General features: G+C 71.4%; 6 protein-coding genes. 3 read left to right on the top strand and 3 right to left on the bottom strand.

The features are described 5' to 3' along the window. Window positions 1-696: ATP-binding protein (locus ABD908_RS25780; protein WP_425584412.1), on the top strand; the 696-nt coding region annotated here is incomplete at its 5' end. An 81-nt stretch (window positions 697-777) separates the two neighbouring features. Here ABD908_RS25780 and ABD908_RS25775 read toward each other — a convergent pair. From ABD908_RS25775 to ABD908_RS25765, 3 genes are all read right to left on the bottom strand, one after another. Then, complete coding sequence (locus ABD908_RS25775; protein WP_345001481.1) at window positions 778-1,533, bottom strand: sensor domain-containing protein; 756 nt, start codon at window positions 1,531-1,533, stop codon at window positions 778-780. Window positions 1,534-2,106: 573 nt separating this feature from the next. After that, window positions 2,107-3,660: an acyl-CoA synthetase gene (locus tag ABD908_RS25770; protein WP_345001479.1), complete on the bottom strand. Its 1,554-nt coding sequence runs from the start codon at window positions 3,658-3,660 to the stop codon at window positions 2,107-2,109. 93 nt (window positions 3,661-3,753) lie between these two features. Beyond that, window positions 3,754-4,218 (bottom strand): SRPBCC family protein, encoded by a 465-nt coding sequence (locus tag ABD908_RS25765; RefSeq protein WP_345001476.1) that lies wholly within the window; start codon window positions 4,216-4,218, stop codon window positions 3,754-3,756. A gap of 67 nt (window positions 4,219-4,285) precedes the next feature. Between ABD908_RS25765 and ABD908_RS25760 the strand changes: the two genes are divergently transcribed. Then, window positions 4,286-4,864, top strand: coding sequence for a class I SAM-dependent methyltransferase (locus tag ABD908_RS25760; RefSeq protein ID WP_345001474.1), 579 nt, complete (start codon window positions 4,286-4,288; stop codon window positions 4,862-4,864). 102 nt (window positions 4,865-4,966) lie between these two features. Next, window positions 4,967-7,351 (top strand): MMPL family transporter, encoded by a 2,385-nt coding sequence (locus ABD908_RS25755; protein ID WP_345001471.1) that lies wholly within the window; start codon window positions 4,967-4,969, stop codon window positions 7,349-7,351. Window positions 7,352-7,766: the final 415 nt, after the last annotated feature.

Below are 7,766 nucleotides of genomic sequence, written 5' to 3'. Positions count from 1 at the left end.
GAGCTCGCCCGCCGAGCCGAGGCGGCGCAGGCGGCAGACGTCGCCGGGTTCGGGGCGCGGCTGGCGGAGGCGCGTCGGCGTGAAGCGCTGGCCACGCGGGACGAAGTCGAGGCGCGGAAGGGGCTGGCGCACACCGAGGGTGAGCTGTCCTCCTACCGTTCCGAGGGACGCCGCGACACGCTCGACGACGCGGCCCGCGAACTGGCGCGGGCCGAGGAGCAACTGGCGATCGTCCATGCTCGTGCGCGGGCGGCAGACCTGTTGCACCGCACGCTCACCGAGCACCGTGACGCCGAGCGGGCCCGAGTGCAGGGGCCGTTCCAGGCGGCGCTCGAGGATCTGGGACGGGCGGTGTTCGGTGACCAGCTGACGGTGACCGTGGCCGACGACCTGACCATCGCGTCGCGCACGGTCGACGGTGTCACGGTGCCGTTCGCCTCGCTGTCGGGTGGTGCACAGGAGCAGCTCGGGATACTCAGTCGCCTCGCGTGCGCGCGCCTCGTGGACCCTGTCGACGGTGCGCCCGTACTCATCGACGACGCGCTGGGACACAGCGACAGCGGGCGGCTGGCTGCGATGAGCGGCGCGCTGCTCGCCGCCGCGCGCGACGCGCAGGTGATCGTGTTCAGTTGCAACGCAACGCGGTTCGACGGTCTCCGCGGCGCGAGCGGGGTAACCGAGATCGTCCTGGAGTGACGAGGGAGGTGAGCGTGGCCACCTACACGGCGATCGGGACGGGCGTGGTGGCCCGGGCGGCCGGCACGGTGACCTGGTCGCCTACTTCGTCGCTGCAGCCAACATGGTGTCGGCGACCTTCTGTGCCGTGCCTGTGGCGCCGTACCCGCACTGTGTGACGCTGACGGCGACGTTGTCGGCGACCTCGTACGCCGCGGTGCACTTCCAGTTGATGGACGGGCTCGACTGCGTCTGGGTCCACACCACGACGCCTGGCTTCGGGGTGGTGTTGCCGGTCACGGTCCACATGTAGATCTGGTTGTCCGAGCCGGTCTCGCTGTAGAGCCGGCAGTTCTGAACCGAGTTCGTCACCGCGGTGAGGGACGCGTTCGCCGCGTCGACCGTGGGGAACACGGCCGCACCGGCCAGGATCAGCGCGTTGAAGTTCGCGTCGCCTGTGTCGGTGTATCGCTGCGTCGCCGACGCCGTTGCCGTACCCCACGACGACTGCGACCGCGGCACGTCCGTGAGCGCGCACTGCGGGTCCGACGTGACCGAGTCGTCGATCACCGTGGTGATCTGGTCGCCCACGGCCTTGACCGTCTGCAGAGTGTCGGTCTGGATCTGGTCCACCGTGGGCAACAGGGTCGACGGCATCACTTGGAGCAGCTTGGGCGCCGGCGGCGGTGCCGACGTCGACGCGGCCACCGGTTTCCCGCCGCCGCCGGGTTTGGCGAGCACCACCACGACCACGACCGCCACCACCACGACCAGCACGATGCCGCCCGCGATCGCGGCGATCAGCCCGGTGCGTCGCCCCTTCTGTCCGCCTGGGCCGACCGGACCCCCTGGGCCCACCGGACCCCCTGGGCCCACCGGACCAACGGGGCCGCCCGGTGCGCCAGGGTACTGCTGCGGGAGGTAGCCGGCCTGCGGATATCCAGGCTGCCCATATCCTGCCTGTCCGTATCCGGGCTGCTGGGCGCCTGCGGGCGGTAATCCCCCACTGGCCTGCTGGTAGTCACCCGACTGATGGCCGCCCGGTGTGCCCGGGGTCTGGGGCCCGGACGGCCAGTTGCCTGGGGTCTGTGGCTCGGACGGCCATGTGGCCGGGGTCTGGGGCCCGGACGGCCACGCGGCGGGTGCCTGTGGCCCGGATGGCCACGTGCCTGGGGTCTGGGGCCCGGACGGCCAGTTGCCCGCCGCCTGCGGCCCGGAGGGCTGAGGGCCGGCGGGCGAGGTCCCCGGCGCCTGGGGAGCCGACGGGTCGGCGCCGTCGTCTCGTTCGCCGGGCCGGGCCGCCGCCGGCCGTGCCCACGTCTCGCCGTACTCGGGGTCGTTGCTCACGCCACCCACCTCCTGAGGTCAAGTGTGAATGTAGAGCAGGCGCCTTGTCGTCTGGTTACCACCGGCTTGGTGCCACCGCGTCCGCTACTGCGGCGCGCCGGCACCCTCCCGCAGTCTGAACTTCAGCACCTTCCCCGCCGGATTGCGGGGAAGCAGGTCCACGATCCGCAGGTGCTGCGGCAGCTTGAACGGCGCGAGCGAAGCCGCCGCGAACGTGCGGAGCTCCTCGAGCGTCACCGTCGCCCCCGGCTTCAGCGCGGCGATCGCCGTGACCGCCTCGCCCCACTTCTCGTCGGGCGTCCCGATCACCGCGACCTCGGCGATCGCCGGGTGCCGGTACAGGACGGACTCCACCTCGGCGGGGTACACGTTCTCGCCGCCGCTGATCACCATGTCCTTGACGCGGTCCACCACGGTCACGTAGCCGTCCTCGTCGGCCTGGCCCACGTCGCCGGTATGGAACCAGCCGTCCGTGTCGATCGCGGCGGCCGTGGCGTCCGGGTTGTGCCAGTAACCCGCCGTCACCTGCGGCCCGCGCACGCACACCTCGCCACGCTCGCCGGCGACGACGGGCACGCCGTCGGGATCCAGCAGCGCCACGTCCGACAGCGGCAGCACCTGGTGCCCGGCCGCGCCGACCTTGAGCGCGGTCTCGTCGGTGCGCATCACCAGCGCCAGCGGCGCGGTCTCGGTGAGCCCGTAACCCTGCGAGAACGGTATGCCCCGACCGTTGTACAGCGTGATCAGCGATTCCGGTACGGGCGCACCACCGCACGTGAACGCGCGGATCGACGACAGGTCCGCGTCGGCGAAGCCCGGCACCTGACTCATGAACAGGAACATCGCGGGAACGCCGAACATCGTTGTCACGCGGTACTTCTCGATCAATGCCAGCACGCCGCTGGGGTCGAATGCCGGCATGATCACCAGCTCGCCGCCCTTCTGCAGGGTCAGCAGTGTGGTCACGTTGAGGCCGCCGATGTGGAACATCGGGGCGCACACGAGGCTCACGTCGGTTGACATCGTGTCCAGAGCGAGCAGAGCGTTCACGTTGTTCCAGAACAGGTTTCCGTGTGTGAGCATCGCACCCTTGGGGCGCCCGGTGGTGCCGGAGGTGTACATGATCACCGCGACGTCCTCGGCCGCCGGGTGCACGGGCTCGGCCTGCGGCGCACGGGCCGCGATCAGCGTGTCGACGTGCTCCCAGCCCGCCACGGCCTCCAGCGCGATCGCGCGCGTCAGGCCCGACGGTGCCCGCACGGGCTCGACGGTGGCGGCGCGGTCGCCGTCGGCGATCAGCGTGTGGATCCCCGCGTCGGCGATGATGTACTCGAACTCCGGTGCGGTGAGCCGGAAGTTGAGCGGGACGAAGATCCCGCCCACCCGGCTCGTGGCGAACAGGGTGGTGAGGAAGTCGGGGTGGTTGAAGCCGACGTAGCCCACCCGTGTGCCCGGCGTGACACCGCCCGCCGCCAGCTCGGCGGCCAGGCGGTCGATGCGGTCGAGGAACTCGCCGTATGTCCAGGTGGTGTCGCCGAAGGTGACCGCGCGATGGTTGCGGCTCGACGCGGCTCGGCGGCCGATCCACGATCCGATGTCCATCGGGACGGTGACGGGGGCGGCCGGGGTCACGGGCATCGGCATTCCATTCTCGTCGGGCGAGGAGGTCGTCACGATTCTGACCGCCGGTGCACGATCGCGTATCCGGATTCGCCGGATGCCCAGGTTCCCCTAACGCTGCTCGGCGCGGTCCTTCAGCTGCCGCAGGCCCTTCTCGAAGCCGCGTCCGGTGATCGTGTCCATCGGCATCACACGGTGTATCACTCCCATGACCCCGGTGGTGGTGCCCGTCATGGTCCACGTGACGTGGGTGCCGGCACCGTCGGGCTCGAGCGTCAGCCGCACGCGGTTGGTCGCGGCGAACGGCTTGCTGAACGCGAGCTCGATGTCGACGGTCTCGTCCGGCGCCGCGGCGGTGATGGTCATTCGGCCCGCCCCGGCCTTGCGGTTGCCGCTCCACTCGTACCAGGAGCCGACGCCTTCGGCGGGGTCGGTCGAGTAGTCGCGGTGCAGGTTCGGGTCGAGGCCCTCCCAGGGGGACCAGTGTCGCCACTGGTGGAAGTCGTCGATCAGGCCGAACACGGTGGACGGCGGGGCGGCGATGTTGATGTCACGGGAGATCTCGAAGTCGGGCATGCGGCCAGACTAGATCGGGCCGTGGTCAGGGCATCCGAAGCGCCGCCGGAGTAGCGTCGGCCACGCCATGAACGACGAGCACCTGAGACTCTGTTCGAGTGCCGAGTGGGCCGAGACCGTGCGCACGTGGATCATCCCGTGGGTCCTCGACGGCGTCGACCTGGGGGAGGACGTCCTCGAGGTCGGCCCGGGCCCGGGCTCGACCACGGATGTCCTGCGCACATCGGTGCCCAGACTGACCGCGGTCGAGATCGACGCCGAACTGGCCGACGCCCTGGCGGCCCGGCTGGCGGGGACGAACGTCGAGGTGCTCTGCGCCGACGCCACCGCGACAGGGCTGCCCGAGGGCCGGTTCTCCGGTGCGGCGTGTCTGTCGATGCTCCATCACATTCCCGGCGTCGACAGTCAGGATCGGCTGTTGGCCGAGGTCGCTCGCGTGCTGCGCGACGGCGGAGTGCTGGTGGGCGAGGACAGTCTCGACAGCCCCGAGTCGCGTGCGCTGCACGTCGACGACACCTATGTCCCACTCGACCCGGATCGGCTTGCGGACAGGCTGGTCGCCGCAGGTTTCCGCGCGGTCGAGGTCACCACCGACGAGTACGCCGTCCGGTTCCGAGCGAGGAAGCCGCGCCGGTCGGATCATTGACCGCGCCGCCGTTCCGGCATCGCCCCGACTCGCGGGCGCAGCGGTGCGGACGACGCGCTCGGCTTACGATGTCGGGCGACAAGCCACCGCGAGAGGGGATCGATGCCGGACCGTAGGGTCGCCAGCCGGTCGAGCCTCCCCAGGCGCGGCCCCGGCGCCCGCTGGGCTGCGATCCTCGATCGCCGGTCGGGGCTGCTGCTGCTGTTCGCGCTGGTGGTGCTCGTGGCGGCGGGGATGTTCGGGTCGGGTGCCGCGGCTGCGCTGTCCGACGGTGGCACGGACGACCCGGCCAGCCCGTCCGCGCAGGAGACCGTCGCGGAGAAGGCCGTGTTCCACGGGCATTCGATCGATGTGCTGGTCGCCTACTCCAGCCCCACGATGACGGCGACGGATCCGCGGTTCCGCGCCGAGGTCCAGAAGGTGGTGGCCGGCTACACGCCCGGCACCGTCACCTCCACGAGCACCTGGTACCAGACCCACGACCCGGCGATGCTCAGCCACGACAGGCACTCCGTCCTGGTGTTCGTGTCGGTGGCGGGGAACGGCGCGACCGAGCAGTCCCGCGTGTACCGCGAACTCGAGCCGTCGCTGCGCGCCACGCCCCTCGGCACCCGGTTGGCCGGTCCGTTCCCCGTCGGCGCCGAGGCGACCGCCATCACCATGCGGGACCTCACCCGCGCCGAGACGATCTCGGCGCCGCTGGTCCTGGTGCTCGCCGTGCTGATCTTCGGAAGTGTGGTCGCGGCGGCGATGCCGCTCCTGGTGGGCGTCGTGGCGGTGACCGGTGCGATGAGCGCGCTGCGGGTGATCGCGGGGTTCACCGAGGTGTCGTCGCTGTCCATCAACGTGGTGACGCTGCTCGGACTGGGCCTCGCGGTGGACTACGCCCTGTTCGTGGTGAATCGGTTCCGGGAGGAGCTGGATCGCTACGGCGGACGCTACCCGCGGACCGCGGTGCTCGCCGTGACGCTCGAGACGGCCGGACGCACCGTGATGTTCTCGGCGCTCACCGTCGCCGCGGCGCTGAGCTCGCTGCTGGTGTTCCCCCAGGTGCTGCTGAAGTCGATCGCCTACGGCGGGATCGCCGCGGTGCTGATCGCGGCGATCGCGGCGCTGACGGTGCTGCCCGCGGCGCTGTGCCTGCTCGGCCCCCGGATCAACGCGTGGTCGGTCCCCGCGTTCGGTCACCGTCGGCGCGGCGGCCACAGCGGTCCGTCGGGCTGGGAGCGGGTCGCCGGCGCCGTGATGCGCCGGCCCGTCGCGTACGTGGCGGTGGTCGGCGTGGTCCTGGTCGCCATGGGCCTGCCCCTGCTGGGCGTGCGGTGGGCCGGCTCCGACTACCACACACTGCCTCCGTGGGCCGTGTCGTACGGCGACAGCCAGGCGATCGCGGACGACTTCGGCACCGGTGGGGCCACCGCCGACGTCGTGCTGACCGCGGCCGACGGTGACCTCGACGTGGTCGACGCCGCCCGGTATGCCGCGCGGCTGCGGGCCGTCGACGGCGTCGCATCCGTGGACACCGTCGACGCCACCGACGGCGCGGTGATGTTCCAGGTCGGGTGGCCCGACGGGACACAGACCGAGCATTCGCAGGCGTTGGTGCGTGCCCTGCGGGCCGTCCCGCCGCCCGAGGGTGACACGGAGCTCATCGGTGGGCCCACCGCAGAGACGGTCGACATGCTCGATGCGCTGGGGGCGGGGCTGCCGTGGATGGTGACCGTGGTGGTGCTCGTGATGGGGGTGTTGCTGTTCCTGGCGTTCGGGTCGGTGGTCCTGCCGATCAAGGCGGTGGCGATGAGCGCCGTCTCGTTGTTCGCGTCGTTCGGCGTGGTGACCTGGGTGTTCTGCGACGGGCACCTGGAACGGCTGCTCGGATTCAGCTCGACGGGGGCCCTGGACCCCACGGTGCCGATCCTCATGCTCGCCGTCCTGTTCGGGCTGTCGATGGACTACGAGGTGTTCCTGCTGTCGCGGGTGCGGGACGAGTGGCGCGCGACGGGCGACAACACCCGCGCCGTGTCGGTGGGCTTGGCCAAGACCGGCCGGATCATCACGAGCGCCGCGCTGTTGCTCGCCGTTGTGGTGGGTGCGTTCGGGTTGTCCGGGATGGTGTTCGTCAAGATGCTCGGGCTGGGCATGCTGGTCGCGCTGCTGGTCGACGCCACTCTGGTGCGAGCCCTGCTCGTGCCCGCCACGATGAAGCTGCTCGGCGACTGGAACTGGTGGGCGCCCACCCTGCGGTGGCCGGTGCGGACGCGGGTGTCGGCCGCGGGTGCCGCGGAGCCGGTGACGCGGCCCGATGCGATCGTGCGGCCGCTGCGCCGAGCGACGCTGCACGACGTCGACCGCCCGGGGCCCCAGCGGATCGGCCCGCCGCCGGGCCCCTCGGACGCGCCGACGGTGCGGTTGTCCGCCCAGCGTCGACCGTCCAACGGTGCCCCACCCCGGCGCCGGTCCGATCGGTCCCGTCCGCGGAACCGATAGATCCGCGATCGCAGACTGCCAGACTGCCGCGGTGCCGGACCCAGGGGAGGTCCGGTGGACAGCGGACCCTGGGATCTACATCTGAGCGGCACACGGCCACCGATGCAGGGGGTGTGCGCCGCTGAGCCGTAGGTCTCCGGGCGCGCAGCGTCCCCGGCGTGCAGGTCTGCGCCGATCTTCTCGGTCGCGGGCTCAGTCCGGTAGCTGCGGGCTCAGCCGAATCGGCGGTCAGTCGAATCGGAACGCGGCCGGCCCGATGGATCCGCCCGCGGCGTGGGCTGCGCACGCGAGCATGAGCGCTGCGGCTGCGGCGCCCGGGTCGACCACGCCGCGCGCCACCTCGCCCACGTAGGAGGCACGGCCCCGCCGAAGTCGGAGGCCAAGCGGTCTTAGGAAGACAACCACTAGTCCCAAC

This window comes from Tsukamurella soli (assembly GCF_039541155.1).
Classification (GTDB): domain Bacteria; phylum Actinomycetota; class Actinomycetes; order Mycobacteriales; family Mycobacteriaceae; genus Tsukamurella; species Tsukamurella soli.
Note: the sequence above shows the minus strand (reverse complement) of the source record. Positions and strands in the feature narration are given on the sequence as shown.

What these genes read in the sequence shown, in the direction of transcription:
- ABD908_RS25755 (WP_345001471.1), top strand. Translation starts at nt 4,967, where the DNA reads ATGCCGGACCGTAGGGTCGCCAGCCGGTCGAGCCTCCCCAGGCGCGGC.
- ABD908_RS25770 (WP_345001479.1), bottom strand. Translation starts at nt 3,660, where the DNA reads ATGCCCGTGACCCCGGCCGCCCCCGTCACCGTCCCGATGGACATCGGA.
- ABD908_RS25765 (WP_345001476.1), bottom strand. Translation starts at nt 4,218, where the DNA reads ATGCCCGACTTCGAGATCTCCCGTGACATCAACATCGCCGCCCCGCCG.
- ABD908_RS25760 (WP_345001474.1), top strand. Translation starts at nt 4,286, where the DNA reads ATGAACGACGAGCACCTGAGACTCTGTTCGAGTGCCGAGTGGGCCGAG.